Annotated in this window: 27 protein-coding genes and 1 other annotated feature; of the genes, 16 read left to right on the top strand and 11 right to left on the bottom strand. The window is 47.0% G+C overall.

Features of this window, described 5'->3' with window-relative positions; all coding sequences use genetic code 11:
* Positions 1 to 3: 3 nt before the first annotated feature.
* The gene (locus tag IEX98_RS11645; RefSeq protein WP_188889383.1) at positions 4 to 891 is read right to left on the bottom strand and encodes a pentapeptide repeat-containing protein; all 888 of its coding nucleotides are present in this window, start codon (positions 889 to 891) and stop codon (positions 4 to 6) included.
* Positions 892 to 1,196: 305 nt separating this feature from the next.
* Here IEX98_RS11645 and IEX98_RS11650 point away from each other — a divergent pair, with 305 nt between their 5' ends.
* From IEX98_RS11650 to IEX98_RS11660, 3 genes are all read left to right on the top strand, one after another.
* Positions 1,197 to 1,865 (top strand): FusB/FusC family EF-G-binding protein, encoded by a 669-nt coding sequence (locus IEX98_RS11650; protein ID WP_188889384.1) that lies wholly within the window; start codon positions 1,197 to 1,199, stop codon positions 1,863 to 1,865.
* Between the two features lie 186 nt (positions 1,866 to 2,051).
* Positions 2,052 to 2,597, top strand: a complete 546-nt coding sequence (locus IEX98_RS11655) for an RNA polymerase sigma factor (protein WP_188889385.1) — start codon at positions 2,052 to 2,054, stop codon at positions 2,595 to 2,597.
* Entirely contained in the window at positions 2,584 to 3,717 is a 1,134-nt protein-coding gene (locus tag IEX98_RS11660) for a hypothetical protein (protein WP_188889386.1), read from the top strand. The genes IEX98_RS11655 and IEX98_RS11660 overlap by 14 nt, the downstream gene beginning before the upstream one ends.
* Before the next feature lie 51 nt (positions 3,718 to 3,768).
* On the opposite strand, the gene IEX98_RS11665 is transcribed toward IEX98_RS11660, so the two are convergent.
* The gene (locus tag IEX98_RS11665) at positions 3,769 to 4,653 is read right to left on the bottom strand and encodes an SDR family oxidoreductase (protein ID WP_188889387.1); all 885 of its coding nucleotides are present in this window, start codon (positions 4,651 to 4,653) and stop codon (positions 3,769 to 3,771) included.
* 153 nt (positions 4,654 to 4,806) lie between these two features.
* Between IEX98_RS11665 and IEX98_RS11670 the strand changes: the two genes are divergently transcribed.
* The 3 genes from IEX98_RS11670 (at position 4,807) to IEX98_RS11680 (ending at position 6,646) form a co-directional block, all read left to right on the top strand.
* Positions 4,807 to 5,139 (top strand): winged helix-turn-helix transcriptional regulator, encoded by a 333-nt coding sequence (locus IEX98_RS11670; protein ID WP_188889388.1) that lies wholly within the window; start codon positions 4,807 to 4,809, stop codon positions 5,137 to 5,139.
* A gap of 54 nt (positions 5,140 to 5,193) precedes the next feature.
* On the top strand, positions 5,194 to 5,772 hold the full coding sequence (locus tag IEX98_RS11675; protein WP_188889389.1) for a TetR/AcrR family transcriptional regulator: 579 nt from the start codon (positions 5,194 to 5,196) through the stop codon (positions 5,770 to 5,772).
* Positions 5,773 to 5,878: 106 nt separating this feature from the next.
* Complete coding sequence (locus IEX98_RS11680; protein ID WP_229692112.1) at positions 5,879 to 6,646, top strand: SDR family oxidoreductase; 768 nt, start codon at positions 5,879 to 5,881, stop codon at positions 6,644 to 6,646.
* Positions 6,647 to 6,781: 135 nt separating this feature from the next.
* On the opposite strand, the gene IEX98_RS11685 is transcribed toward IEX98_RS11680, so the two are convergent.
* Positions 6,782 to 8,119: an alpha-L-fucosidase gene (locus IEX98_RS11685; protein ID WP_188889391.1), complete on the bottom strand. Its 1,338-nt coding sequence runs from the start codon at positions 8,117 to 8,119 to the stop codon at positions 6,782 to 6,784.
* A 117-nt stretch (positions 8,120 to 8,236) separates the two neighbouring features.
* Here IEX98_RS11685 and IEX98_RS11690 point away from each other — a divergent pair, with 117 nt between their 5' ends.
* Positions 8,237 to 9,058 (top strand): AraC family transcriptional regulator, encoded by an 822-nt coding sequence (locus tag IEX98_RS11690; RefSeq protein ID WP_188889392.1) that lies wholly within the window; start codon positions 8,237 to 8,239, stop codon positions 9,056 to 9,058.
* An 88-nt stretch (positions 9,059 to 9,146) separates the two neighbouring features.
* Here the strand turns inward: IEX98_RS11690 and IEX98_RS11695 are convergent, their stop codons facing one another.
* The gene (locus tag IEX98_RS11695; RefSeq protein ID WP_188889393.1) at positions 9,147 to 9,821 is read right to left on the bottom strand and encodes a haloacid dehalogenase type II; all 675 of its coding nucleotides are present in this window, start codon (positions 9,819 to 9,821) and stop codon (positions 9,147 to 9,149) included.
* Between the two features lie 146 nt (positions 9,822 to 9,967).
* Here IEX98_RS11695 and IEX98_RS11700 point away from each other — a divergent pair, with 146 nt between their 5' ends.
* The 3 genes from IEX98_RS11700 to IEX98_RS11710 all read left to right on the top strand — a co-directional run bounded on the left by IEX98_RS11700 (position 9,968) and on the right by IEX98_RS11710 (position 13,836).
* The gene (locus IEX98_RS11700) at positions 9,968 to 11,089 is read left to right on the top strand and encodes a stalk domain-containing protein (RefSeq protein WP_188889394.1); all 1,122 of its coding nucleotides are present in this window, start codon (positions 9,968 to 9,970) and stop codon (positions 11,087 to 11,089) included.
* Between the two features lie 126 nt (positions 11,090 to 11,215).
* Positions 11,216 to 11,466, top strand: a binding site (T-box leader).
* A 66-nt stretch (positions 11,467 to 11,532) separates the two neighbouring features.
* Positions 11,533 to 13,206: a glutamine--tRNA ligase/YqeY domain fusion protein gene (locus IEX98_RS11705; protein WP_188889395.1), complete on the top strand. Its 1,674-nt coding sequence runs from the start codon at positions 11,533 to 11,535 to the stop codon at positions 13,204 to 13,206.
* Positions 13,207 to 13,557: 351 nt separating this feature from the next.
* Positions 13,558 to 13,836 carry a DUF6881 domain-containing protein gene (locus tag IEX98_RS11710; protein WP_188889396.1) on the top strand — a complete coding sequence of 93 codons (279 nt, stop codon included), beginning with the start codon at positions 13,558 to 13,560 and terminating at the stop codon, positions 13,834 to 13,836.
* 119 nt (positions 13,837 to 13,955) lie between these two features.
* Here IEX98_RS11710 and IEX98_RS11715 read toward each other — a convergent pair whose 3' ends face one another.
* Both IEX98_RS11715 and IEX98_RS11720 read right to left on the bottom strand, forming a co-directional pair.
* Positions 13,956 to 14,957 carry a TIGR03943 family putative permease subunit gene (locus IEX98_RS11715; protein WP_188889397.1) on the bottom strand — a complete coding sequence of 334 codons (1,002 nt, stop codon included), beginning with the start codon at positions 14,955 to 14,957 and terminating at the stop codon, positions 13,956 to 13,958.
* 17 nt (positions 14,958 to 14,974) lie between these two features.
* Positions 14,975 to 16,045, bottom strand: a complete 1,071-nt coding sequence (locus IEX98_RS11720) for a permease (protein WP_374705338.1) — start codon at positions 16,043 to 16,045, stop codon at positions 14,975 to 14,977.
* 173 nt (positions 16,046 to 16,218) lie between these two features.
* Here IEX98_RS11720 and IEX98_RS11725 point away from each other — a divergent pair, with 173 nt between their 5' ends.
* A complete protein-coding gene (locus IEX98_RS11725; protein WP_188889398.1) occupies positions 16,219 to 16,566 on the top strand; it encodes a hypothetical protein in 348 nt (115 codons plus the stop codon).
* A 97-nt stretch (positions 16,567 to 16,663) separates the two neighbouring features.
* On the opposite strand, the gene IEX98_RS11730 is transcribed toward IEX98_RS11725, so the two are convergent.
* From IEX98_RS11730 to IEX98_RS11740, 3 genes are all read right to left on the bottom strand, one after another.
* On the bottom strand, positions 16,664 to 17,653 hold the full coding sequence (locus IEX98_RS11730) for an ABC transporter substrate-binding protein (protein WP_188889399.1): 990 nt from the start codon (positions 17,651 to 17,653) through the stop codon (positions 16,664 to 16,666).
* A 108-nt stretch (positions 17,654 to 17,761) separates the two neighbouring features.
* Positions 17,762 to 19,351, bottom strand: coding sequence for a helix-turn-helix domain-containing protein (locus IEX98_RS11735; protein ID WP_188889400.1), 1,590 nt, complete (start codon positions 19,349 to 19,351; stop codon positions 17,762 to 17,764).
* 104 nt (positions 19,352 to 19,455) lie between these two features.
* Positions 19,456 to 20,334: a LysR family transcriptional regulator gene (locus IEX98_RS11740; protein WP_188889401.1), complete on the bottom strand. Its 879-nt coding sequence runs from the start codon at positions 20,332 to 20,334 to the stop codon at positions 19,456 to 19,458.
* A gap of 111 nt (positions 20,335 to 20,445) precedes the next feature.
* On the opposite strand from IEX98_RS11740, the gene IEX98_RS11745 reads away from it, so the two are divergent.
* Both IEX98_RS11745 and IEX98_RS11750 read left to right on the top strand, forming a co-directional pair.
* Positions 20,446 to 20,775 carry a nuclear transport factor 2 family protein gene (locus IEX98_RS11745; protein ID WP_188889402.1) on the top strand — a complete coding sequence of 110 codons (330 nt, stop codon included), beginning with the start codon at positions 20,446 to 20,448 and terminating at the stop codon, positions 20,773 to 20,775.
* 20 nt (positions 20,776 to 20,795) lie between these two features.
* Entirely contained in the window at positions 20,796 to 21,596 is an 801-nt protein-coding gene (locus tag IEX98_RS11750; protein ID WP_188889403.1) for an SDR family oxidoreductase, read from the top strand.
* Between the two features lie 128 nt (positions 21,597 to 21,724).
* Here the strand turns inward: IEX98_RS11750 and IEX98_RS11755 are convergent, their stop codons facing one another.
* Positions 21,725 to 21,997, bottom strand: coding sequence for a hypothetical protein (locus IEX98_RS11755; protein ID WP_188889866.1), 273 nt, complete (start codon positions 21,995 to 21,997; stop codon positions 21,725 to 21,727).
* 166 nt (positions 21,998 to 22,163) lie between these two features.
* Positions 22,164 to 22,682: a peptide-methionine (S)-S-oxide reductase MsrA gene (msrA, locus tag IEX98_RS11760; protein WP_188889820.1), complete on the bottom strand. Its 519-nt coding sequence runs from the start codon at positions 22,680 to 22,682 to the stop codon at positions 22,164 to 22,166.
* 132 nt (positions 22,683 to 22,814) lie between these two features.
* Here msrA and IEX98_RS11765 point away from each other — a divergent pair, with 132 nt between their 5' ends.
* The 3 genes from IEX98_RS11765 to IEX98_RS11775 all read left to right on the top strand — a co-directional run bounded on the left by IEX98_RS11765 (position 22,815) and on the right by IEX98_RS11775 (position 26,420).
* On the top strand, positions 22,815 to 23,441 hold the full coding sequence (locus IEX98_RS11765; protein WP_188889404.1) for a TetR/AcrR family transcriptional regulator: 627 nt from the start codon (positions 22,815 to 22,817) through the stop codon (positions 23,439 to 23,441).
* A 367-nt stretch (positions 23,442 to 23,808) separates the two neighbouring features.
* Entirely contained in the window at positions 23,809 to 25,473 is a 1,665-nt protein-coding gene (locus IEX98_RS11770) for an ABC transporter substrate-binding protein (RefSeq protein WP_229692114.1), read from the top strand.
* Between the two features lie 23 nt (positions 25,474 to 25,496).
* Positions 25,497 to 26,420: an ABC transporter permease gene (locus IEX98_RS11775; RefSeq protein WP_188889405.1), complete on the top strand. Its 924-nt coding sequence runs from the start codon at positions 25,497 to 25,499 to the stop codon at positions 26,418 to 26,420.
* The last annotated feature ends 18 nt before the right edge of the window (positions 26,421 to 26,438 follow it).

Genomic DNA, 26,438 nt, shown 5'->3' on the forward strand with positions numbered 1-26,438 from the left:
CTGTCATCTGGCGACAGTAGTCCAATGGGCAGGCCGCGTTAACGAAGGCGGCAGTTTCGTAGCATGATTTCCTTTGGCAGCGTTAAGCTGGGATTGCGTTAGAAAAATACTGTCGGTCAGGTCGGCACCGCCAAGATCCGTATCCCGGAAATCGGCTCCGATCAGATCGGCGCCGCGCAGATCGGCATTGGCGAAATTAGCGGCGATCAGCAAAGCACCCCGCAAGTTAGCGCCCCGCAAGTCGGCGCCTTTCATATTTGCTCCGATGAGATCGGCCCCGCGGCCGATCTTTTTAGTGCGTTTCCCGCCCTTTGTTTGCGGTGCAGCCTTGGAAGCAGCGGCGCTGCGAACCCCTTCGCTAATCTGAAGCAGCAGCTCATTGACTTCCATTCGATGGGTAATGATGTCGAGCTTCATAACCTCTTCCGGACGTAACAGAGTTAGACGCTCGATCTGATCATACATGTCGCCCAGTTTTTCATGCAGCGAGCGGGCTGCCGGGTAAGTTAACGCTTCGTTGATATACCAGAGCAGCTCCTGCAGCTGCCGCATGACAGGCAGGACATCGAACATCAGCTTCGCTGTATCCGGCGCTTCACGCCAGCTTTTTCCTTTGAAGGTTAAATGGCTAATTTTTTGCCCGGCGCCAAAGCAATCATAGACCGTACAGCCGCGAAAACCCTGGGGGCGAAGACGGTCATGAATACCGCAGCGGAAATTTTGCTGCAAATGATTGCAGGCTTGTCCCGCATGTTTGTCCACGGCGAAGTCGCTCGACGCTCCGAAAGGCAATGCGACGCAGCATAAGCCGAAGCAGTTCTCGCAGTCGCCCTGCAGCACGGCACGACGCTGATCTGTTAGTGTTGAATCGTAACGATTAATGTCAGACATGTTCTAAACTCCCTTTTATGCTCATTCTTACATCCTATTACGGTTGTTCAAGTTCGTCAAATCCATTGGTCGCGGCCTTGCTAGGAAAATGATTGTATTTTATAATGAGGGGTGACAAGGGAGGTCGATAGGGATGGAAAATCTATTTGCTAGTCGAAACTCATGCAGAGCCGAATATTAGGGCGAATACTTTGCATGGGGACCACAATTAAATAGTTGAAATGGTCGCCCTTTGATCGATTCGTTTCTAATAATGGGCTTTGCACCTTATTTGGCAAGTACCTATAAATAAGGAGCTGAAAAGCATGAATACACCATTCATTAGAAACCATCAATTTAATTTTATTAAAAAACAGATTAAAACGCTTCAAAACGCTTGCACGACCGTGTCGGATCCGAAAATCGTAGAGTCTGTTCGTACTGGTGTTTTGACTGCCATTACAGAACTGTTTCCACAAGCAAACGAGCACCAAAGACAACTGCTGGAGCAGTGCTCGACAGCCAAAACGGCAGTCGAATTTCAGTTGTATATACAATCTTTGGAGCCTTATCTTGAGGAATTTACTCCGGTAACGGATCAGCAATTGAAGAAGCTGTTTCCCAAAATAAAGAAGCTTAAGCTTCCGGATTTAAGCCAAGCGGATTACCGTTATACGACGTATCTGGGCTGGAGCGATATCGCGAGCAGCAGACGCTTTCTCGCTTATCATTTGAACGGCAAGCTGGTTGGCGTCGAGGGAAGAATAACGCCGGCAAATAAAAAAACGATTTGCTTCGTTTGCAATCGCTTGGAAGAGGTTGCATTGTTCACGGCAATAACCAAATCCAAACCGGCTAATGCATCTCCAGATTATTACAAAGCTATTGGCCAGTATATGTGCTTAAACAGCGAAACCTGCAACGGCAATGTTACGGATACCACTAAACTTGAGAAGTTTATTGAAGATGTAACGTCTACTGTATATAAAAATTAACTCAAATGGCGGTGCTCAGGATCATACTCCTGGCACCGCCATTTTATGTTGTACGAAACATTTTCCTCACATAACCTTCGCTTCAATAGTACCACATCTTAACTTCTCTTCATGCTTTTCACACTTTTTTTCTTACAGATGGAACAAAATTAGGAAATGATTTGTCTAATCCATGGAGGTGGAATTGTGGAGGAGCAATACTGGAAATACCTGAACGGCATGGATGCCGATCTGCTTCGAGAGCTTATGGAGCAATTCGGCCAGGAAGTTTGGAATTTGGCTTACATTTTAACGAAACGTCATGATCTGGCTGATGATATTACACAAGACGTATTTTTTAATGCCTACCGCAATATCCGATTCTTCAGAGGAGAGTCTTCCATACAAACGTGGTTGCTGTCCATCACACGCAATACATCCATCAATTATTTACGAACGGCTTTTATACGCAAAGTGACGCTGATGGAATGGGTAAGTGACCTTGGAAACAGTCCTTCTGCTGAGAAAGAAGTGTTGGAGCAAACCTTCTCCGACGATATATGGCGGATGGTTATGGAACTCCCTCTTAAATATAGAGAGGTGCTTATTCTATTTGGCAAATACGAGTTATCCATTAAAGAAATTGCAAAGACGCTCAATATTTCGGAAGGGACTGTGAAGTCCAGAATGTCGCGGGCGCGCAAGAAAATGAACAATTGGAATGAAGGGGTGGGAACTTATGAGCGATCCTAATACCGAATGGATGCGAAAGCTGAAGGAAACCGATCCATTGCGGGAAAAAACCTTCACTCCTGAGAAAATGGAGGCCATAGTGATGAAAACGGTTCATTCCAGAAGAAAATCGCCAAGAAACAAGCAAAAGCCGCGGGTGTTTGCCTATACAGCAGCAATAGCAGTCGCCGCTGTGCTCCTCGTTGGAATTTTGCCCTCTGGTCCCTATACGGGATGGCTCCTGAACGCATTCGGCGGGGGTTGGAACGTAGGGGAACAAGCAATGCCGCCTATCTCTTCCGTACCTCCAACTGAAACCGGTCAGCCGGAGACGGAGCCGCCTAGCGAAACCGCATCTCCAACGTTAACCGGTAAACTGAGAGAGCATTTGCCGTTTAGTACGGAGAGCGAGATGACGATTTCGATTCACGACAATCAAAGCGGGGGCGACTATCAAGTACCGGCCGGCCGAAATTATGTGATTTTGCAAAGTCTCAATTGGGTAGATTTAACCTTTGCTAAAGCTCCGAAAGCCGATTCGGAAACAAGCGTATTCCTCCGTTTCACGGTGGATAATCAAAGCTATGAAATTCCGTATCGTCTAGAGACAAATACGGTGGAATGGATGGGGCAGTCGTTTTATATGGATGACGGCACGATGCTGCTCATGCACCGCCTGCTGCAGCCGCAGTCCAAGCTGGGCATCATCGCTCAATTGTTCGAACAGGCGCAGCAGGAGCAGGAGAACGATCAAGTAGAACGGAGCAATGATGTTTACGCATCGGACCGTCTTGAAGTGAACGGGAGAGATTATAACGGTTGGGAGAAGGAGCTTGAGAAGCTTATACCGAAGAGCGAGCAGAACTATTATAATATCCAGACCGAGAAGATGGACAATATTCGGCAATATGAGTCTGGCATCTTGACCTTGAATTTATCCGTCGTATTCGAGGACTCGACCTTCCAGACGAAAGACAACATTCGGGTCGGATCAACAGAAGCGGAAGTCCTCAAAGCGCTTGGCAAGCCAAACCTTAAATCGGCATCGAAATGGAGCTATCAAATCGGCGACTTCAATCGATTCCATCTCTATTTCCAAGACGGAAAGGTCGCATATGTCGTCTTAACCTTGCCGCTGTAATAGAAGAAAGGGTCAGCCCTAAAGGCTGGCCCTCTCTTTAAGTCATTGTTATTACTTGAAAATTCCTTGTTTCACAGCATTCGCAAACCAGGAGGAGGTTGAGGTAAGCTTCAATCCGGCCGCTAGAACAGATTGGCCGGGCTCAGGCAGAAGACGGCTGTTAGCCCCAATCCATTCGTATAATCCCGCCAAACCCGCACTTGTTTCCTCACCAAGCAGCGGACGAAGCGCAGCTTCAAAATCTGTAGTGGCAAGTGAATGGAACGCGACTGGACGGCCGAGTGTTTCACCAAGCTGAGCCGCCAATTGTTGACCGGTTAAGTAATCAGGGCCAATAACCGGTATGGTTTGCCCAGCAAGCTCAGGATGCTGAATCGCATATACGGCATATTGCGCAGCATCATCGATGCTGACCCAAGCAAGCGGCTCTTGCGCCGGAACGGGATAAGCGAGCACTTGATCGTTAAACACGCCGGGAACGAACAGGTTTTCCAAATATAGCGTAGGCTGCAGGAACACAACCGGCAAGCCGCTTTCTTGTGCATCGTTCATTAATTCACGTTTAAATTCAATAGCAACCGCTTCTGTAGTCTGATCTGGAACAAAAACGTTCGTGTTAAGAACCAGCAGCTCAATTTGCGCCGATTTCGCGGCAGCAATGGCATTTCTCAAGTAACCTCTTGCAAGTTCAGGCCGATAATCAACCGGAAGCTGCAAGTAAACGATATCTGCATGTTGATGAGCTTGCAGTAAGCTTTCATAGTCATTCAAATCCCCTTGCTGCGCTTGAATTCCTTTCGATCGCAGCAGTTCTGCTTTTTCTTCCGTTCTGGCGAATGCATGAACCTCGAAGCCTGCTTGCAGCAATTTCTCCGCTACTGCGCCGCCTTGTACGCCCGCTGCTCCATATACTAGAACCCTTTTTGTTGTTGTCATGATGATCATTCCTCCCGATTGTTGTATGGTTATAACCTTGTTAAAGCGCGTTTCTGTATGCTATAACCATAGTAGTGGATAGCCAGCAATTGTGTAAGTACGCACATTTTTTATAGGTAGTATCTTTTTTTATACCGGAGGGAGAAATGCAGGATGGAGAAGTCAGCTGGAGGTTGTCCGGTTGAAGCGGCAGTCAAGCTTATTGGCGGCAAGTGGAAAATCGTCATATTGTATCAATTGGTAACGAATGGGCCGAAGCGCTTCAACGAGCTCAGAAGAATTTTTCCCGAGGTGACGCAGCGTATGCTGACTCTGCAACTGCGTGAGTTGGAGGAAGACGGTTTAATTAACCGCAAGGTGTACCATGAGGTGCCGCCTAAGGTTGAATATTCAGTATCGGAGCTTGGGCAAAGCCTGCATCAGGTTCTGCTGCATATCCAGGATTGGGGATTGTATTATCTGGATCAGAAAGCTGCTAAAAATTAATTATTTACCGATCGTTCTAGTAATGGTATGATGTTTCTGCGGGAGGGAAGACTAATGGCGCGAAGCAAACAATTCGATGAGAGTGAAGTACTGCATAAAGCGATGCAGCTCTTCTGGGAACAAGGCTATGAAAAAACGTCGATGAATGATCTTGTTGAGCATATGGGAATTCATCGCCGAAGCTTATACGATACTTTTGGCGATAAGCGTACATTGTTCCTGAAGGCGCTGGAGCGATACTCGGATATCATGGAAGCCAGACTTAGCAGCGGCGTTGCCCGCAGTGAAAGCGCCATGCAGGCGATCCGATTTTTGTTCGACTTTATGATCGAGGGTTATGATGATAAGCCCTCTGGCTGTCTATTCGTTAATACTGCTGTAGAATTGGGTCCCCGCGATGCGGAAATAGGGGAGAAAGCAGTTCAGGGATTTACGGATACGGAGCAGTTGCTAACCGATATTATTGGCAAAGGCCAACAATCCGGTGAATTTAAAACGAAGCTGGATGCCAGTGAGCTTGCCGAGCATTTGCATAATACACTGCTTGGGTTACGGGTACAGGGGCGTGCTTCTGTGGACAAAGAGAAGCTACATCGTATCGCCCGGTTGTCGCTAACAAGTTTGAATCAATGAGAGCGGCAGCCTCTTTTTTACCCATAATAGAATGATCATTCCCGATAAAAATGTGGCTTCCCCGCATTCCTTCCCTTACTTTAACAATAAAAAGGAGTCGATATACTTGACAGCATTTACTCAGGATTTGACAGGAAAAGTTGCACTCATTACCGGTGCTACGCGAGGAATTGGTTTGGAAACGGCACGCGGTTTAAGCAAGCTAGGCGCCCACGTTATTATTGGCGGCCGAGATCAGCAAAAAGCGGATAATGCTGTAAAGCTGCTGGCTCAAGAAGGTTTGAAAGCTGAAGGCCTGAAGATTGATGTAAATGAGCATGCGGATCATGAGGAAGCTTATGCTTACCTGGAGAAAAAATACGGCAAATTGGATATTCTGATCAACAACGCCGGTATTTTGCGGGATGCAGAGAGTGCTTCGCATCAAATCATTAACCGGACTAGCACGATTTCGGAGGGCGAGCTTCGCGAGACTTTTGATGTGAACTTTTTTGCCCCAATCGTACTGACTCAAACGCTGCTGCCGCTCATCCGCAAATCGGATGCAGGAAGAATCGTCAATTTGTCAAGCGCATTGGGATCACTTCAGCTTCAGGCAGATCCGGCATCACCGTTCTATCCTATGAAAACATTTGCTTACAACGCTTCGAAAGCAGCGCTTAACGCTTTTACAATTCATCTGGCAGCCGAACTGAAGGATACTCCGATTAAAGTGAACTCTATTCATCCAGGGTGGGTTCAAACTGAAATGGGCGGTCAGAATGCGAATGTCGACATTGTAGAAGGAAGCCGCACAAGCATCATCATGGCAACTCTGCCGGCAGACGGACCAACAGGCGGATTCTTCCATCTGGAAAATCCATTGCCTTGGTAATAACCAGCTTATCGGCAATCATTTGTGTGAAAAATGGTTCTTCGCTTTCTCCATTTTATCCGGAGAGAACAGAGAACCATTTTTCTTTTATGCAGAGATATATGTCTAGATCATTAATGAATGATGAATTGCCTATTATTCGGATTTCGTTTCGAGCAGCTCCAGTTCAATAACCGTGTTCCGTGGATCCGGCAATGGGAAAGAAAGAGAATCTTGTCTGGTGAAATTGACGTACGCGTCGTTCACAAATTCTGCTGTATTCCAAGGGCGGCTTAAGATGAGCTCCGAACCGTCAGAGAGCAAACGCGCTGTACGGAGCTTACCTGCAAGTCCAGCGAGATTGATCGGCCCAATACTCTCTTCAAACACATGGGCATACAGCTTGTTTCCGCGCTGCGTATAGCGTCCCCATTCCGGCTTCGGCAATTCGGAGGCGCCGCATCCATAGATGCTGCTGCCGTTGCGGCTCATCCAGTCGCCCACTTCGGATAAAATGTCGAGCGATTCCTTCGGGATGTTGCCTTTCGCATCGGGACCAACATTGAGCAGCATATTGCCGTTTTTACTTACGCATTCGACTAATTTGCGGATGATCGTAGCTGGTTTTTTATAATAATGATCGGCTGCTGCATAGCCCCAGTTGTTGTTGAGCGTAACGCAGGCTTCCCATGGAAGCGGTGTGCCGTCATGCGCCACAATGCCGCCTGGCGGAATAATTTGCTCAGGGGAGGCAAAGTCGCCGGCATAAGTAGTTGGATCATTCGTATACATCGTACCGCCGCCTTCGCTGCTGCCTTCCAAGCGGTTGTCAATGACAATATGCGGCTGCAGCTCACGCATCATCTCCATCAGCTCTGTTGCCCGCCACTTCTCGCCGCGCATCGTATCGTAGGAAAAGTCGAACCACATAATATCGAGCTTGCCGTAATTCGTCAGCAGCTCGCGTATTTGGCCGTGCATATAATCGACATAGCGGCCGAAGTTTTGCGGATCGCGTTTGAAGTTTTCATTGTTCTTCATCGGATGGAACTTGTCGCCGTATGCCGGGTAATCCTCATGATACCAGTCAATGATGGAGTAGTACAAACCAACCTTTAGGCCCTCAGCGCGGAAAGCCTCCAGAAACTCGCTTACAAGATCCCGGCCGGCTTTCGTATTGGTTGATTTATATTCGGTCAGCTTGCTGTCGAAGAGACAGAAGCCTTCATGATGCTTTGCTGTAAGAACGACATATTTCATGCCAGCCTTCTTAGCGGCTTTTGCCCATTCTCTGGGGTTATAGTCTACCGGATCGAACTCGTCGAAATACTTCTGATAATCTTCCACACTAATGTTTTCATTGGAACGAATCCATTCTCCCCGTGCCGGGATTGCGTACAGTCCCCAGTGGATAAACATCCCGAAGCGTTCGTTCAAAAACCATTTGGTCCGTTCCGTTCTTTCTTGAATCAGATCTGCTTTTTGTGTGCTCATTGTATCAACCTCCGTTAGCTGGAATGACTTTGATTTTAGCAAGGTTATGATAGAATAGACAGATAGATGCCTAACCTGTACGGGTACAAAACTAACTATAATCGAGGTTCAGCCGCAATGACCGATAACCGGAATATGGCCATCCAGCAAATGGTCGCGAACATGCAGGTTCACATATGGGAGGCCAGAAAGCAGCAATGCTGGCCCGAATGGCGAGACATCGACTACACCCCTTCCTATAACAAGCTCTATTATATTTTGGAAGGAGAGGGCTGGCTAAAAATCGGAGACCATGAGCTGTATCCGACGCCAGGACAGCTTATTTTAATGCCGGCTCATATTCAGCAATCTTATTCAACGATCAGCGATAAGCCTTTTCTAAAGCATTGGTGCCATTTCTCCGCGACAGTCGGCAACTCGGACGTCTTCCAGTGGCTGGATGTCCCGTATTGCTATGACTCGCTTGACCCGGCAATTATGAAAGAGCTGTTCGGACAGTTGTCGGAGGCGAACATGCAAAGCTCCGTTACAGCGCGGCTAAAAGAAAAATCAGTGCTGCTCGACATTTTATCGCGTATTATCGAATTAGAGCCTATTCATATTTTGCAGAATAAGACGGATGAAATGGAGCGCTTGTCCGTTATTCAGCAGTACATCGAGAATCATCTGCATGAAGAGGTGACGGTTGAACGGATGGCAGCCGTGCTGCATCTGCATCCTAACTATTTTATTAAGTATTTCAAGCGGCATTTTGGCATTCCGCCACTCCGGTATATGAATCTGAAACGGATGGACAAGGCCAAGCTTATGCTGCAGACGACTTCCTCGAGCATTAAGGAAATTGCCCTGTCGACGGGCTTTGACGATGCGAACTATTTCTCGAAAATTTTCAGAAAAGAAGTCGGCTACAGCCCTTCGGAATACCGGTCTCAGCTTTAGGGCGGAAGGGTAAATTGCATATAGAAAAAGAATCGCCTTGCAGAGCTGCTGCAAGGCGATTCTTTATTTTTTGATTGTTTAGAGCTGCTTAATTAGGCGGTGTTGTCGCTGGCAGTACCGCTGCCAGGCTGGGCAGCTCATAATTTGGCGGCTGCTGAAGCTCTTCCTGCGGCTGGCCGTTACGGTTGATCCAAGCGGTACGAAACCCAAAGCTGGCAGCTCCAGAGGTATCCCAGCCATGCGCGGCTATGAATAATACATCTTCACGCCTTAAGCCAGTATGGTCCAGTACTAAACTGTAGGCGGCAGGGGCGGGTTTGTATTGCCTGATTTCGTCCACGCTAATCGCAAGATCGATATAAGGCTCCAGACCGCTGTTGCGGAGCAGGGGAGTGATCATATCGGCAGAGCCGTTCGACAGTATGATTGTTTTGTATCCCTTTTGCTTCAGTTCTTGAAGCAAATAGGCAGAATCGGCAAAGGGAGGGAGATGATTGTAGCCTTCCATCAGCCAGCGTTCGGCATCGGGAGAAAGCTTGATCTGCGCGGCGCCAGCCGCATAACGAAGTGAATCAAGCGCGATTTCGTTAAAGGGCCGATACCGGCCCATGATTTGTCTTAACAGCGTGTATTCATTTTGTTTATCCCGCCAAATGCTTCCAAGCAGCACGCCTCTCCCCGGATACAATTTTTCCGCTGCCCGGTCGATATCATTCTCATTAATAAGTGTTCCGTATAAGTCAAATACGTAAGCTTTGAACATTCGTCTGTTCCTTTCTGCGAGCGTAATCATCTTCACATTCGTATTCGGCTAAAGCCCTTAATAGAACATTTACATTGCCCTTGCTGCAACTTTAAGAGGAGAGCTGCCGTTTAGTAGACATCCCCGAAGAAAAGGATGATGCAACTATGAATAACAAGAAGAAAAAAATAGCGTTAGCCGGATTTGCTGTTGTCATCGGTTTGGTGCCTTTGCTCCATACGGTACCGGTTCAAGCCGCAGGACAGAAAACAGAAGTCAAATTCCAGTTGAATGCGAAATCCTATACGAATAATTCCGGCGTCCATACGCTTGCTGCTGCACCTTACAAATTGCATAATACGACGATGGTGCCTTTAAGGGCGTTGACGGAGTCTTTAGGCGGAACGATTCAATGGAATGAAGCGACCAAAACGGCAACGCTGTCCGGCGGAACATACGGCAAGCTCACGTTCAAGGTGAATGATAGCTGGCTTATCGATAAGCAGGGAAATAAGCAGAAGCTTCCGGAGAAGGTTGTCCAAACGAAAGGAATGATTTTCGTTCCGGTACGGAATTTGGCGCAAGCGATGGGAGCACAAGTGACGTGGAACGAGGCGGCTAAGACGATCGCAATTTCCAGCACGCTGCCGGAAACCGGTTCTAAAACCTACCGTTATGCATTTGATAAAGACCTTGAAGGCTGGTCGGGTAATTTTGCCGATTTACCGGTCAAATATGATCAATCGATTTATGAATTGGCCTTTGCCAGAGAAGCAATTCCGGGTGCAGGAGGCAGCGCAGCGAATTACGGCTTGAAGCTCAAGGGCATGAATCGCAGCGATGATTTGTTTATGTTTTTAACGAAAAAAGTAGACGGACTTGCTAAAAACACGACGTATAACGCTAAGCTGGAGTTCGCGATGTATACGAATGAAGCGGGCGAAATGATGGGCGTCGGGGGAGCTCCTGGCGAATCGGTCTTCATCAAGGCCGGTGTCGTGACAACCGAGCCGAAAGTAGTGCAGATCAATGATACCGGTGATTTATATTACCGGATGAATGTGGATAAAGGCAATCAAGGAACAGAGGGCAAGGATATGAAGCTTGTCGGCAATGCCGTTAAGCCTGATTCCGGCAAAGAAGGCTATCAGCGCAAGACATTCACTTACAATGTCAAAGTGAAATCCGACAGCAATGGGCAGTTGTATATTATTATCGGCAGCGACTCCGGTTACGAGGGCTTGTCCACCCTGTATTTTGACGATATTTCGTTGACGTTGACTCCTTAATCTGCAACTGTGAAATAAAGATGAGCTTGTTCCTATTGAGGACAAGCTCTTTCTTTTTGCAAAGGATCAATATGCGTATAACGGTTTACAAAGGAGGGGAGGATTTGTTAATATGGTTGAAATATTATAAACGCGATGATGAGAAGAGTAAGGCGGACATGTCCTGCACAGAGAGCTCCGGATGCTGAAAAGGAGCCAGGAAGGTTAGTCTGAAACAAGCCTCTGAGCAGCACGCCGGAACTTGAAGGGATGGCGCGACGGGAGCTCCCGTTACAGAGCTAGAGTATAACCATGGCTGAGCCATGCCGTACTTGAAGAGGTTAATATGGCGACATATTAATGAACCTGGGGTGGCACCACGAAATTTCGTCCCCAAGACTTGAAGTCTTGGAGGTGGGATTTTTTTTTGTGTCAAAAAATGCGTTCATTAGGAGGAGTCAGCTATGAATACCGAACAAGATCCACGATCAGACCATTTTTTATATAAAGAAATTCGCGCAGAGCTTCAGACGCTGCCTTTCGGAAGGGTGATGTGCACGCGTTTCCCGCCTGAGCCTAACGGTTATCTTCACATCGGCAGCGCATATGCGATTCATACAAATTATAGGATGGCCCAAAGGTTTAACGGAACCTTTCATTTGCGCTTCGATGATACGAATCCGCTTAAGGAGGACATCCGCTACGTTCAGGCTATTATAGAGGATATGAAGTGGCTGGGCTATGATCCGGAGTCGCATATCTATTACGGCTCGGATTACTCCGAAACCATTTACGATGCGGCCGTTCAATTGATCCGGAAGGGCAAAGCGTATGTCTGCGACTTAACGCCTGAGGAAATGAAGCTGCACCGGGGCACGCTGACGGAGCCAGGTACGGACAGCCCATACCGCAACCGCTCAATAGAGGAAAACCTGGCTTTGTTCCGTAAAATGAAGGAAGGCGAATTTCCCGCCTCATCCAAGGTTCTCCGTGCCAAAATCGATATGAAATCGCCGAATATGACGCTGCGCGATCCTGTTCTTTATCGCATTTTATACGCCGAGCATTACAGAACGGGAACCGAATGGTGCATCTTTCCGATGTATGATTTCGCTCATCCGATTCAGGATGCCATCGAAGGTATTACGTATTCGCTATGCTCGATCGAATTCAAGGAGCATAGACCGCTGTATGAATGGGTTCTAAACGAGCTGGAAACGCCGGAGCCTCCCCGTCAACGGGAGTTTGGCCGGCTTAGTCTGACAGGCGTCGTGACGAGCAAGCGTTTTTTGCGGCAGCTAGTCGAAGGCGGTTATGTAGACGGATGGGATGATCCGAGGCTGCCGACGCTGCGAGGGTTAAGGAGAAGAGGGTATACGCCGGAGAGCATACAGAGCTTCGTAGAAGAGGTAGGCAATATCCGGGCTCATAGCACCGTTGATATATCGCTTCTGGATCAGTTGCTCAGGCAGGATTTGAAGGCGAAGACCGTTAGTGTGATGGCAGTATTGCAGCCATTGAAGGTCGTCATTACAAATTATCCGGAAGGGGAGACCGAGCTGCTTTCTCTGGAGAACAATAGTGAGAATGGAGCACTTGGCACTAGAGAGGTGCCATTCTCCAGTACGATATATATCGAGCGGGAAGACTTTATGGAGCATCCGGTTAAAGGGTTTCATCGCTTGATGCCTCAAGGTGAAGTAAGGCTGAAGGGTGCTTATTTTATCCGTTGCGAGGAAGTAATTAAGGACCCCGTTAGCGGTGAAGTGACCGAGCTTCGCTGTACGTATGATCCGCTTACGAAAAGCGGCAGCGGCTTTGAGGGCCGCAAGGTCAAAGGGACGATTCATTGGGTCTCGGCCAGCCATGCTGTAGAGGCTGATATTCATCTATACGAGCGGCTGCTTCTTGATGACAAACTGCCGGAGGGGGATAACTGGGCGGAAGTCTTGAACCCTAACTCCCGTGTAATCGTATCGAAGGCTTTAATAGAGCCTTATATCGAGACTGCTGCTCCAGAGCAAAAGTTTCAGTTTTTCCGGCATGGTTATTTCGCCGTCGATACCCGTTTGACAACCGATCATCAGCTCGTCTTCAATCGGATCGTTCCGTTAAAGGATAGCTGGAATAAGCGGTGAGCCTTTGAACGATTGATTGCTGGTCCCTTCAGAAGCGAGAAAACGGAAAGGTATAATCCCGGCCCTTTGCGGAAGGAGCAACAAAATGCAAAAGTGCATGCTGATGAGCGTCAAAAGGTCCAAAACAGCGTTCAAAATGTAAAAGTGCATTTGAAATCGCTCGATTTTACTCTATAGGGCTGTTTTGGGCCGATCAAAATGTACATTTGCATTTTGATGCGATAAATCGTCGATAAAACGGCTGACAACATGCAGATTTACATTTTGATCTATATTCGCTGGAGTTTTTAGTACACGCTTCGCAAGAGATTGGTTGAAAATAATCAAATCTTTTGAATAGGAGGGATGTTCTTGCGATATATTTGCTGGGAAATTATAAGTTATGAAGAGAGAGTTCCTCAGACCATTTACTCTGAAATTGATGATTTTGGATATGAAGTTAGGAAAATTGAAAAATATTTCGATGGAACAGTTGGCTATGCCTCTCATGATAGAGAAGAAGGAAAGACACTCTTAGCAGATCAGATGATTCCAACTGTTGATGAATTAAATATGGAAAATGGTATAAGAGCTCGACATTTGACAAGTGATGAATTCAAGAAACTCTGGTTTGAATATACTCAAAAATAAATTAATTGCTTAATGATGGAAGTGGAGTATACGAATGGTTTTTCGCTACGGAAAAACGGTTCCCTGGCGGGGAACCGTTTTTTTATCGCCCATGAAGGAGATAGGGGCATTTCTTCAAATCAAGGATGCTCCTTCTCCTTCTCTGCAAGCATCGCGTCAAAAAACGCGTCATCGGGATAGACGTAAGGCGACTTCGGTTGTTTGATCGTTTTAAGCTCATCGATTTTCAGCTCCATCACTTCATTGCCGAGGTAATGGGTTAAACCGATTGTACCGGTTGCCTGAACCCAAGTGTCATCGGCTAGCTTATTGCCGTCAGGTACAGCCGCCAGAATACCATATGGCTCCGTGTCTGCGGAGCAGCATAACATCGCTAGTCGGGAAATGACGAATTGCCCGTCCTTCATCGTATCCTCACGATACACAAAGCCGCTTATTTCCACCGTTTTGCCGATAAAATTGTCTCTGTACAAATCTAAAGTTGTCAACGTCTCCATAAAGCCGAATTCATTCACGGCGATGGCATCATCGCTCTGATACCACTTCATCCCAAGCCTCGCATGAAGCTCTGTATAGGTGTCAGAAGGAAACAAGGCTTGCAGCGGATCTGTTGCCGGAGGCGGCGGGGTTGTTGTGACCGGCATCATTTCCGCAAGATCCACTTCCTTGATTTTATCCGGTTGAATGCTGGATTCCGGGATAACAGCCGGGCTTGCAACCGCTGAATCCGTTCCTATAACCAGCGCGCTGCTTGTTAGATTCATGCCTTTCAAGGAAGCCATACCGCTTCCGAGCAACGTATCCTGCGTGAACAGTCCAAGCGCTAGCGGCAGTATAAACAAGCTGTATGCTGCAGCATTTTTCCATAAGGAGTTGGAGATCGGATGGTTGCAGCTGCAAGACTCTTTTCTCTTGGCATCATAGGTTTGAAAAGCAATAAAAGCTTGGCAAACTGCGACCAGAAAGAGACCTAAGGCCGCGAGCTTCACGTATAACTCTGTTCGGGGTGCTATGTAGTAATGAAGCCGGCCTTCCTGCACAAGGCGAACGATGAGGCAGGAGAAGCTGCCGAGGATTATGGATCGCAGTAAATAATGAAACAGCATCGTTCGTTGCGGCATGTTAATTGCTCCTCTCTTTATGAAGGCGATAGATAAAAATGTCCGACGATGATGGAACCTGCAAGTACACTCACCGCAATGAGGATGGTAAGCAGCAGTACAAATCGGCTTTTAAAAATGGACAGCAGCATTAGCGTGCTTTTGAAGTCCAGCATCGGTCCAAACACTAGGAAGGTAAGCAGTGACGCTGACGAGAAGGTCGTGACGAAGGAAGACGCGACAAAAGCATCCGATGTCGAACAGAGCGATAATAAATAAGCAAAGCCCATCATGAACAAATGAGAGCTCAACTCTCCTTGTCCAATGCTTGCTAGGCTGGCTCTAGGCAGAAACGTTTGAATAGCTGCGGTTAGAATGGAGCCGATCATAACATATTTGCCCATATCAAAAAATTCGCTGCCCGCATGATCCATCATAGCCAGAAATTTGCCGCCTTCATGCCGGTGCTGGTGACTATGGTGGTGGTGATTGTGATGATGATCGTGGTGATGGCCAATGTGCTGTTCATGATCGGATATAGCCTGGCCTTCTGTTTTCAACGGATTGTAACGGACAAATTTATAAACGATCATACCGATCGTAATTCCAACTAGCAGGGCAAGTCCCAACCGGGAGTAGACCAGTTCAGGCCGGGTGCGGAAAGCCGTATAGGTCGCGGCTATGACGACAGGGTTTACGATGGGGCCAGCCAAAATAAATACGATGCCGATATACAGCGGCATACCTTTGGCGATTAAACGTCTGACGATCGGAATTAATCCGCATTCACACACCGGAAACAGAAAGCCTAGCAAGCAGGCAACCAAAATGCCAAGCAGCGGATTGCGCGGGATCATTTTTCGAATGAGCGACTCTGAAATAAACAGCTGCATGAATGAGGAAACGAATACGCCTAACAGAAGGAACGGAAGCGTTTCGAGTAAAATGCCGAGTAGGATGGTCTTGAATGTTGAGAAAGACTGTACCGAAGGCAAATCCGGCATGGAGATGCGGGTGAATAGACCGGGATCAAAGGCTAGGATAAGGAAGAGTCCGATGATTGCAAGGAAAATGGCATGGATGCCGTAACGATAAAAAAGGGCGCGCAAAGGGAATTCCTCCGTGACCTATTGAAATATGCATTATTAATCGTAATTATTACACATAGATCGTACACAGTGGCAACTTATCTGTCAAGCCTTTCCACTGCCGAAGTATGCCCGAGGATAAAAAAGTTGGCGCCGGTAAACATTAAGTCTAATCAGCAAATATGGAGGATGCCATGTCTTACGTAACGAGTGCGGGGCTGCTGCTCGGTGGATTGTCTATCATAAATATGATTCTGTCGTATCAAAGCAAGCATATCGACCCGCATTTCTGGACTACAGTTAAGTTCCAATTGCTGATGTTGCCGCTTTTTCTGGTCGCGAACATATGTATCGGCTATGGGATTCGAATCGGCTACAAGGCGTCGGGAAATTTAAGCTATATGCTTGTAGCAGCGAAATGTCTCGAAATCTTGATCTCTTTGGCGATGGGCTATTTGTTTATGAAGGAGCTTCCCAATTGGAAAACGTGGGCGGGTATCGTTGTGATCGTCATTGGCGTTCTGTTAGTGAAGCAAAAATAAGAAGAGTATTGGCGGATGCAGTCACAGACGTGCAATTAAACGAACAGCCTGAAGGTTTTAATCCAGGCTGAGCTTGTTATAGGGGCATAGGAAATTATTATTTCACTAGCGCTTTAAGCGTATCTTCCAAGTTCAATTGGTTGGCGATTAGGCCGTTGTTCATCCAGTGATTCCAGCTTATTTCAGTGATACGGCCTTCTTTGACAGCGGGGAGCCCTTGCCATACCGATTTGTTTTGCAGCTCTTTTGCTTCCGTGTCATTATATTGCGTGATGAGAAAAATATGGGCGCTTCCGAGCTCCGGCAATTTTTCCAACGACAAACTTTGGAAGCTTTGACCATGAGCGAGGGATGGCTCGGTTATGCCGAGCTCTTCATACAGCAGCTTGCCGCTGTAATCGAGAGCGCTGAGAAGAAACAAATTTTTTCCGCTTGGCCATAGCAATACGACCTCTTCATCGCCAATGGACTGTTGGATTTGCTGCTTCGCTTCCGCTACTTTAGCGTCGTAATCTTGAATGGATTTTTCTGCCTGATCCGTTTGGCCGAGCAAATCACCCAATGTTCGAAGCGTCTTCCGCCAATCGCTCATCCCGTCTACGAATACATAAGTGGGAGCAATTTTCGAATAGGCCTCGTACATTCCTTTTTCCGCCCAAGATTCAAAGATAAGAATGATTAGGTCAGGGTTATGGGAGGCTGCTTGCTCCGGATCAAGACCGCCGCTTGAAAAGTCGACCTTCGGAATGCCGGCCAGATCAGTTTGAAGATATTGCTGCACAATATCACCGTTCGACCATTGTGCAACCGGCTTGACGCCCAAAACCGTCAGCGGATCTTCCAAATAAGGCGCGAGCACTCTTTGCGGATGGGTTGGAATTTGAAGCACATGTCCAAGGTCGTCGGTTACCGTTCGCAGCTTTTCCTCCGTCGCAGCGCTTGCTTCAGAAGCATTGTCAGCCTGTTGAGAGGCGGGACTATTTTGCGGTTTTTGGCTTGCTTCGTTAGAATTAACCCCGCCGCATGCCGATAGCATAATCGTGCAGAGCAGCACGCTTACCATTGCAACTATTTTGTTTGTTCTCATTTCTGTAAACCGCTCCTTCAATGATATTTATTCTCAATGAAAATCATAAACGTCCTCCTTGTCCGAGAGAATGGACTGTATATCGATTTGTACTTCCGTACGATCAAATTATGAGGATTGCCGGGATTGGATCAGATTTACGGCTTCCTTCAGCTGCTCTGTAATGGCCCGTGGCTCATAAAACTTCCAAAGTGTATCCGATATCCGGCATACGTTTCCGTTCCGCACAGCTTGCAGCTCTTGCCAAGCCGGTTCTGTCATCAGACGCTCTAAATAGGCAAGGGAAGCAGGGTCCTCAGGTACGGATATGAACATCAAGTCCCCCGCAAATGATTTCATTTCTTCGGGACGCAGGTTTAGGGGATTGAAGCTTTTCTGTTCGTCCATCAGTTTTGCTACCGCGGCCGGAGGCTTGAGTCCTAGTGTTTGATAGAGGACATGTCCGAACTCGCGACCACCCCACAGCCCGATTGTTTCACCGGAAATGCGGAACAGCGAGACGCTTTCCTCTTTCCCCATATAAGGCATAACCGCCTCCCGGGCCTGCTCGGCCTGCTCGAAATGCGTGCTAATCCACTTCTCCGCTTCTTTTTCCTTATCGACAATTCCGGCAATGTGTTTGAGATGGCCGAATACATCGTATTGATCCCATGGAATGACGGCAACAGGGGCAATTCGCTTCAATTGCTTATGATATTGCTCAAATTGGGGGACATCTTGCGCTGTCACGATCAAGTCTGGGGCAAGGCTTGCGATAGAGGCCAAGTTCATATGGTAAAAATCTCCTACATCAACAATTCCCGTTTTCAACGGATCAACTGTTTGATTCGCCAAGTGTTGACGGAGTGCGCCCAGCGGCTTTAGCCCAACAGCTAATAGCTGTCCGGTGTAGGTAAGTGAGATTGTTTTCATCGCGCTTTTTCTTATTTGCACATAGGCTGCAGGAGAAACACCGACACGCTGCTTAAAGCGGCGGCTAAAATAATATTCATCCGCAAACCCGACCCTTTGTGCGGTCTCTTTCACATTCAGCCCGTCCGTATGGAGAAATTGCTTGGCTCTGCCGATTCGCAAGTCGGTCAAATAGTCCATTGGCCGATGGCCTGTACGTTTTCGGAAAGCAAAAGAGAAATGAGAGGAGGTCATTCCGGCAATCGTTGACAGCTCGCGATGTTGAATGTTTGCTGAATAAGTTTGCTCCATATAATCGATTACACGGTTAATAGCGGTTGGCATTCCTTTATGATTCCTCTTGCCGTTATCCAATAAGAGCATCAGCCATGCGCGAAGCATCGCTTCTTGCTGCTGTCGGTCTTCGTTCGAAGGAATGCACCACTGCTCGTATAGCGCATTGGCGAAGGCAACCGATTGTTCGTCAGCGGCAGGTACTGCGGGGGACGACTCATCATTCTCGTTTCTGGAGTGAACAACGGAACGATAATGAATTTGCATCCATTGAATACGCTGCATAGAATCTTGCACGTATTCCGCAGTATCGCAGGGCAAACGAAGCCATTTTACGCCAGGCTCCAAAGGATATGTACCTCTCGAAGCATGCAGTGTACCGCTTCCTTCGAGTACGACAAACAGTGTACGTTCCGATATATGCGTAGAATGTTCCAAGAGCTGCCGGGGGGATGAAATGGCGCTCTTGATGACGTTCGTAACGATCCAACCGCTAGGTTCCGATAAATTCATGCTGCACCTCAACTGTCAATAATGATAATTATTATCAATTATATTATATGCAGACGGGCATGTGGTTGCAATCAATCAATTAATTAATCGCGAGCTGCAGTTGATCAAAGGATGGAGGATGAGGAAACAAATTCCATAAACCGTTTAGCTGCCGGGGAGATAAAGCCGTCTTTGCGCCATTTTAAACCGATCTCCCAATTCCAGCCTTCATCGGAGATTGGTATCCATACGAGATCTTCCAGCATAAGGCCTAATGTTTGAGGTAAAACAGAAACGCCGAGTCCGGCTTTAATAAATCCAGCGACAGTGATCAGATCTTCGGCATCGTAAGTGGAAGCCAAATGAAATCCGGTTTCATGAAATCGGGATAGGATAGTCGCCTTTAATCCGCAATTGTTTTTTAAACCAATAAAGGGCTCTCCCGAAAGCTCGATCATCTTAAGAGAACTGCGGCCGGAGTAACGATGGCCGGCAGATACGACAATATATAGCGGCATTCGCTTGATGCAAATCCATTCCTGATCGTCGCTTACCGATTCCTTCGAGGTAATCATGATATCCGCAAAGCCTTGCTCCAGCTGTTCATTAATATCGCCGATATTTCCCTGCGTCAGTTCAAACCGTGCTTTAGGATTGCTCGCCTGATAACATTTCACAAGATTGGGGATCATATCGACGCCGAGAATATTGAGATAGGCAAGTGATATGACGCCAGTCTCCGGGTTAGACCATTCTGCAATTTCCTGCAAGCCGTTCTCAATATTTTGCAAAGCCTGGACGATCCATGAAGAGAACATCGTGCCATAACGATTCAGCTTAATGTTGCGGCCATTACGGTCAAATAAGGGAACACCGATTTCGGTCTCGAGCTTAGCAATGGCATGACTTAAAGCAGGCTGAGTAATACGAAGTGATTCCGAGGCGCGGGTCATATGTTGAAGTCTTGCAACTGCAAGAAAGTATTCTAATTGTGTGAGTTCCATTGCGTACACCTTCTTTATATGAATATTATTCATTGATTTTATTATTTTAATCAATTATACATATCAGAACTACGCGTGTAAAATTCAACCTAAGAAAGGAGTGATCAACTCATGTTGCCTAATAAATGGCCTGAAGCTATTGCCAATTTCGTATCTGCCAGCAATGCGCATCAAACGGATGCCATGCTCGCCGCTTTTGCTGACGATGCGGTTCTGACCGACGATGATCGGATTTTTGAAGGGAAAGCGGCTATTAGAAAATGGAGCGACGACGAGTATATCGGTTCACGGGTAAGCTTGACGATTCTAGACTTCAGTCTTGAAGGCGAAGAAGCAAGTTTAAGGGTTGAAATTAACGGGGATTACCCGAATGGTCCCTATATCTTTAATTTTTCATTCAGGCTCGAAAACGATCACATCAAAAGTCTGTTCATTTCATAAACTTAAGGAGACTAGCTCACATGAATCAATTCCATCATTCGTTTATAAATGCTTCCGAGTTTGAGGGTAAAAAGGTGCTCGTCACTGGCGGTACCAAGGGAATGGGACAAGCTGTCGTTAACAGGCTTGTGCAAGCTGGCGCTGCCGTCATGACGGCAGCAAGATCATTGTCTTCGGATATTCCGGAATCGGTGTTGTTCATTCAGGCGGATCTGGCAGCAAGAGAGGGCGCCGATAAAGTTATTCAAGCTGTAAAGGATGAGTGGGGGAGCATCGACATTGTCGTTCATTGCGTTGGCGGTTCATCTACACCTCCGGGAGGTGCACTCGCTTTGTCGGATGAAGATTGGCTTCATGCATTGAACTGGAATTTGCTGTCTGCTGTCCGGTTGGATTATGGACTAATTCCTCTTATGCTTAAGGGAGGAGCCGGAGCCATTCTCCACTTTACTTCCATTCAACGCAAGCTGCCGTTATACGAGACGACGCTTGCTTATGCCGCTGCGAAAGCGGCACTTGCCAATTACAGCAAAGGCTTGTCCAACGAGTTTTCTCCTCGCGGAATTCGTGTAAACGCGCTTTCTCCAGGTTTCATTCAAACGGAAGCGGCAGATGCTTTGATTGATCGGATTGCGACTTCAACCGGCAGCAGGGACAGTGCGTTGCAGCAATTGATGAATTCACTGGGAGGTATTCCGCTTGGCCGTCCGGGGCTGCCGGAAGAAGTTGCGGAACTGGCTGCTTTTCTTGTATCCGATCGTGCATCTGCAATTACGGGAAGTGAATTCGTCATTGATGGAGGAACGATTCCGACGATTTAACTTCACGTTTGCTGTCGTGAATAGGCCACCTCATAACAGAAGATAAAAAACAAAAGGCCCATCGAGATGGGCCTTTTGCATATTTGTTGAATTACTTTAGAAGTTAATGGCGTGGAGGAAGGTGTGAATTAGTAGTTTTTACCGTAATTTCCAGTACCTACGCCGCCAACATTGTTGCCGTAACCGCCAGTGCTTGCACCAGCGACATTGTTGCCATAACCAGTGCCTACACCGCCGACATTACCGCCGTAGCCGTAACCGCCCGTACCGACGCCGCCAACGTTTCCGTAGCCGCCGCCATAGCCGCCGCCGAAGATTCCACAGCTACAAGCGATAATCACCAATAAAATAAAAAGAACCAAAATGATTCCAACATTATGAGTACCACCAAATCCGGACATTGATTAAAGCACCTCCTGAGTTTTGAGTACTCTTTAAGTTATGTAGCGTTATTCGTCTATGACTGGGTATTTATCTCGCAGGCATTCGTCTATTTCTAGTGGTTAAGCCCCCATATGCATGAAAAAAGCTGCCCATGCATGTTCATGCATAGGCAGCCTTGTTGGTTTATTTGCTCCAGTACTTTTCAATAATGGCATCGCGGCCGGAATAAATTCTGGATTCTTTATAGAACTCCGGATTTTTACGGTGATAGTTCTGATGATACTCTTCCGCCGGATAGAAAACTTCGGCTTCGCGAATGACAGTTGCGATAGGTTTATCGAAACGGCCGCTTTGTCCCAAAGCCTCTTTAGACGCTTCTGCAAGCTGGAGCTGTTCCTCATTATGGTAAAAAATAGCGGTACGGTATTGGCTTTTGCGATCATTGCCTTGGCCTTCGGCATCCGTAGGGTCGATTTGCGGCCAATAAAGCTCGAGCAGCTTCTCATAAGGGAAGATTGAGGAGTCAAACGTAATTTGTACGACTTCCAAATGTCCTGTTTCTCCCGTCAGCACTTGCTCGTAAGTCGGATTTTCCAGCGATCCGCCCATATATCCGGAAATAATGCCGTGAATGCCTGGCTGCTCCTCGAACGGAGTTACCATGCACCAGAAGCATCCTCCAGCGAATGTTGCTTTTTGTATCATATTAATTCCCCATTTCTCGATCAGTAAAGTTGCTCATGTAGTTTCTAATTATAATAGGCATTGGACGAGAAGTCTATCTTGGTTCGTTGTATAATTAACGGTATAGAATGCAATTGAGGGAGATTTAGCATGCCAAGAAATCATGAGAAAGACATGCAGTTTCGCGAGGATAAGAAAAAACATATTTTGAAATCAGCATTGCCGCTTTTTGTAGCGAATGGTCCTCAAGCTACAACGATCAGCGAGATCGCTAAAGCGGCAGGGATGAGTAAAGGTCTTATTTATAACTATTTTGAGTCCAAAGAAGAGTTATACAGTATTCTGGCAGCAGACATATTAGGTATCTCGGAAAAAGACGCACATGACCTCTTGCATGTGACGGAAGGGACGCCATGGGATAGATTGTGTAAAGTAGCTAAAGATGTCGTCATTCGGCGTGTTTCGAAGTTAGCTGGAGATGAAGGAATTGGGATGCAATTCAATTTGGCCTTTTCCATGCAATTTTTAAGCTTTGAACAATTGCCTGAACCTTATAAGAGCAATGTGAATAAGGCCTATGACTTCAACAGACATACAATAGCCCAATTAATTGAACAAGGACAAGCGTGCGGCCAATTGATTGAAGGGCCTTCTTACCAGCTTGCCATTCATTATTCATCTGTCGTTAACGGCATGTTTATGGAGAACATAAGACATGAGGGGCTTTTTGATGAGATAGCTGTAGAAAATGCACTCAAGCTGTTTCTTCGTCAATAAGCTGGGAAAATGTGAAAAACCCGCGGAAACCTTCCTTGTACAAGGCTTGCGCGGGTTCAAGAAAACAATGTCATCGTATAACGATTGCTCGGTAGTGACAGTCCGAGAATCCCTCTAAGCGTATCGCTCTCATACTCCCCCATAGCCCCTTTGTTACTTCCGAAAATTCATCAGCAAATCCATACTTTCTCCAACTGACAATTAGTATGAATACTCCATAAAAAATAAAATTGACAGCAGAGGAGGGACTTAATATAATTGACTACAAGTTGAACGCGCGGTCAACTTGTGGAATAATTCCTTGTATTCCTATGCGATAAAATTATTATGCAAATAGCTTGTGCAAATAAAATGATGAGGTGCAGTAATGAAACGTTCATTTATTAAATGGAAAATGCTCGTTGTGATGACCATCGGGCTTACAGTAATTCTATCGGGGTGCAGCGCTGGGAACACAACTTCCTCCACAGACAAGCCAACAACTAGTGAAGCTGCAAATGCTTCTAAAGAAAACGGCGGGGAGTTAACATTCGCGCTTGCAGGCTCGCCTAATACATTGGACGTAGGGTTAACATCTTCCGATATTGAATTCCGGATTGGCCGCAATATATTTGATAGCTTAGTAGGCGAATTGCCTGATCATACGATTAAGCCTTGGCTTGCACAATCGTGGGAAATTTCGCCGGATCAGAAGAGCTATACGTTCAAGCTCCGGCAAGATGTAACGTTTCATGACGGTACACCATTTAATGCGGCTGCGGTAAAAGCCAATTTCGACCGGAGTGCTGATCCGAAAGGCCAATCCGTCTATGCCAAGCAGCTGCTTGGACCGTATGAATCATCCGAAGTAATCGACGAATTCACGGTGAAAGTGAATTTTAAAGAGGCGTTTACTCCTTTTCTGAGCAATGCTGCAAAATCCACACTGGGGATCCAGTCGCCTGAATCCTTTAAGAAATACGGTGACAAAGTCGGTCAGAATCCGGTAGGAACAGGGCCCTTTAAGTTTGTTTCCTGGGCGCCAAATGCTGAAATCGTGCTGGAGAAAAATGCCGGCTACAATTGGCCTTCACCCGCAGCAGAGCATAGCGGTCCGGCGTATTTGGATAAGCTCGTGCTGAAGCTCATTTCGGAAGAAGCAACACGCGTCAGCAGCTTGCAAAGCGGGCAGGTTCTCGCGGCTGAATCCATACCCGCACAAAATGTTGTGGCATTGAGCAAAGACTCCCGCTACCAAGTGCAGCAAGTTCTGCTCCCTGGCGGTACGTTTGCACTGACCTTCAACAACGAGAAGGCGCCATGGAGTGACGTGCATTTGCGTAAAGCTGTGCAATCGGCAATTGATGTAGATTCCATTGTGAATTCGCTCTATCTGGGTACATTCCCGCGGGCATGGAGCGCATTGTCTCCCTCGACTCTAGGCTATGATTCTTCCCTAGAAAATGGTTATAAAGTGGACGTGGAGAAGGCCAATCAATTACTGGAGGAGGCCGGCTGGAAGGTTGGTGCTGACAGCATTCGAGAGAAAGACGGCAAGCCGCTCACACTCAATTATATTGACCTGACAGGGAACAGAGAAAAGCGTGAGGATATTATTAAGATGGTTCAGCAGCAGCTAAAAGCGATAGGCGTTAAAATGAATATTTCGATTACAGCAGCCGGCCCATATGTAGATGCTCTGAAATCTGGCGGCTATGATCTGGCAGGCTTGAGCTTTGCGGGAGGCGACCCTGACATTCTCAGAACACTATTTTCCAAAGCAAACTGGTCTACGAATGAATTTGCGAACTCCAACTTTGCCCGTTTCTACGATCCTGAGATTGAGAAGCTGTTGAAGGATGCCTATCAGGAAGCCGACCAAGAGAAACGGATAGGAATCTATAAAGAGTTACAGCAATATTTCGTGCAAAATGCAGTGACTATTCCGATGTATGTATATCCCTACACCGTCGCTTCAAGCAAGAATGTAAGCGGGATTGCATTTGACTTTCCGGGGTATCCCGTTTTCTATGATGCAGCGATTTCGAATTAGCAAGCAGGAGGGGGGAGGCAGGTATGCTTAAAGTTATCGTAAACCGGTTGTTGATTTCCATTGTGGTGCTGCTTGGTACGTTAACGCTTGTATTCTCCCTTCTTCATTTACTGCCGGGTGATCCTGTCAATATCAAGGTCGCTGGCAATCCCGTATCCGCTGAGGTTATAGCGAACTTAAGACATGAGTTTGGACTGGACCAGCCGCTGTACAAACAGTACTTTCAGTACATCGGGAAGGTGCTTCACGGGGATTTTGGGAAGTCACTGATTGATAATGAAGACGTTATGGTCAAGCTAATGGCACAGTTCCCTGCAACCATCTCGCTAACTCTGCTCAGTATGGTTATTGCAATAGTATTAGGTGTGCTGCTGGGCGTCTTGTCCGCTGTCTATCGGTATCGCAGCCTTGATCACTTGATTCGGTTAATTAGTTTATTCGGTATTTCGATGCCTACGTTCTGGGTGGCCATCTTATTGGTGCTCATCTTCTCCGTTCATTGGCAGTGGCTTCCGGCCTCAGGTGTTGGCGGCTTCCAGTATGTGATTCTCCCTGCAGCATCGATGGGGATTGTTGGGGCTGGACTTATTGCCCGTATGGTCCGGGGCAGTATGCTAGAGGCCATTCACGAACCGTTTGTCCGCACGCTGCGGGCTAAAGGGCTGCCAGAGCGAACGGTCATTTATCAACATGTGCTGCGGAATGCACTGATTCCGGCGGTGACGATGATTGGCATGCTGCTCGGTGAGCTGTTGGCCGGCGCGGTTGTCATTGAGTCTGTCTTCGCAAGACAAGGCATAGGAAGAGTCATTCTTGATGCAATTATGGCAAAAGATTTGCCTGTTGTTCAAGGCGCGATCCTTCTAACCGCTTCACTCTATATTATCGTTAATCTTCTTGTTGATCTTTCTTATACGATCATTGATCCGAGAGTTCGTGAATCTTAACTAATATCGGAAAAAGCA

Origin of the sequence: Paenibacillus radicis (ex Gao et al. 2016) (assembly GCF_014641555.1) — a bacterium.
GTDB lineage: Bacteria > Bacillota > Bacilli > Paenibacillales > Paenibacillaceae > Pristimantibacillus > Pristimantibacillus radicis.